The following is a 1,572-nucleotide window of genomic DNA, read 5'->3' as shown; positions in this document are numbered from 1 at the left end:
ATATTGGCATTAAGATCGCCAACGGAGAATTCTATCCCATAATGGAGGAGAATTCTTCAATAAAAAAGAGGATAATACTTACCACAGTTCACGACAATCAACCTAGCGTGCAGATTGATCTTTACAGGAGTCCGGCAAGTACAATGCCCGACGCCCAGTATATTGGCAGTCTGGTTGTTGAAAATATTAAACCAAAACCCAAGGGAGATCCTTCTATAGAGATGGTTATTTCCTCCGACACCAACGGGGAAATTGCCGCCGAAGCCGTTGATCTTGATACCGGCTCAAGCGGCGAGCATTATATGTTGAATGTTTCCTTAAAATCTATGGATGCCACTTCTCAGGATGCCGGCGTTCCCGATTTTGAACTTGAGTCAAATGAAGAGCCGCCTTCAAGCCTGTATCAACACGCTAAAAAAATAAGGCAAAAAAGTTCTTCCAAGTCGTGGATTATTGTTCTGCTTGTCATATTGGTTCTTTTGGGGCTTCTTGCGGGATGGTTGTTCTACTATGGAGGCCTTGATGTTATCCGGACATTTATTGACAAGACGGTAACCGAAAAATTTGTTAAGCGGGAGCCTGTTAAAGAACCGGAACCTGTTAAACAGGTCGAGCCTGTTAAGCAGACGGAGCCGGTTCAGCAAAAAATCGAACCCGCGCCCGTGATTCAAGCGCCTGTTAACGCGCCTGAACCTAAACAGCGGCAGACGGGAAGAACGAGTAACGCGCCGGTTATGTCATACAAGGTTCCTACGACTATTCCAAGAGAGGGCGTTAATTATAAGATTCGCTGGGGTGATACATTATGGGATATTGCGGAAGCTTTTTACCGTAATCCCTGGCTTTATCCCAGAATCGCGAAGTATAATAACATTAGAAACCCCAACTTGATTATATCAGGAAGAACAATTCGTATTCCTCCTAGGAATTAATGTTGTTTCGTTTGTTAAAATTTTCGGGTTTTTTATTTGTTTCTCTGTTAATTTTCTCTTGCGCATCACAGGTTCAAAATCAAGTTAACCCAAGTGATTTTTATTTTGGTTTATTGAATGATTCTATTTCTGAAAAAATCAAACTGTTTGAAAGATCTCTTACAAGTCCCAATGAATATATAAGGCGGGCGGCGGCTGAAAAACTTGCGGTTTTAATGGCAGAGGGCGCGGAGATTCCCCATAAAACAATGGAAATCGTCCGGGGCGAATTGCGCGGTTTTTGGGCGGAAGCTTTTAATATCGTATCCGATCCTGACAAAGAGAAGATGCTTTCGTTCTTTTTTAGCCATGATAATAACTCGGCGTCTTTTAGTGAAGCCATGCAGTTTGTCATAAGTGAATGCGCAAAAAAAGGAATAAATTTTTCAGAACGGGAAATGGCCGCCATTGGGGGGCATTATTCCGTTTCCTGCCTGCGTTACAATGAAGCGCTGGATTTTTTCCGTATTTTTCAATTTGAAGACCATTGGCCGGAACTGCTCCCCAATATTTTTATTGATTATCCCGTATTGGTAAATGATTTGGGTAAAACTTTTCAATACACTAAATCCGGCGCGGAAGGGCTTACCCTGTTTTTACG

Annotated in this window: 2 protein-coding genes; both read left to right on the top strand. The window is 42.4% G+C overall.

The window, feature by feature from the left end:
• Positions 1 to 2: 2 nt before the first annotated feature.
• Complete coding sequence (locus tag ACYVRH_RS12495) at positions 3 to 932, top strand: LysM peptidoglycan-binding domain-containing protein (RefSeq protein WP_461257230.1); 930 nt, start codon at positions 3 to 5, stop codon at positions 930 to 932.
• 113 nt (positions 933 to 1,045) lie between these two features.
• The coding region (locus ACYVRH_RS12490) for a hypothetical protein (RefSeq protein WP_461257229.1) at positions 1,046 to 1,572 on the top strand (527 nt) is incomplete at its 3' end.

This window comes from Treponema sp. R80B11-R83G3 (assembly GCF_054786115.1).
This window is presented reverse-complemented; position numbering and strand designations above follow the sequence as displayed.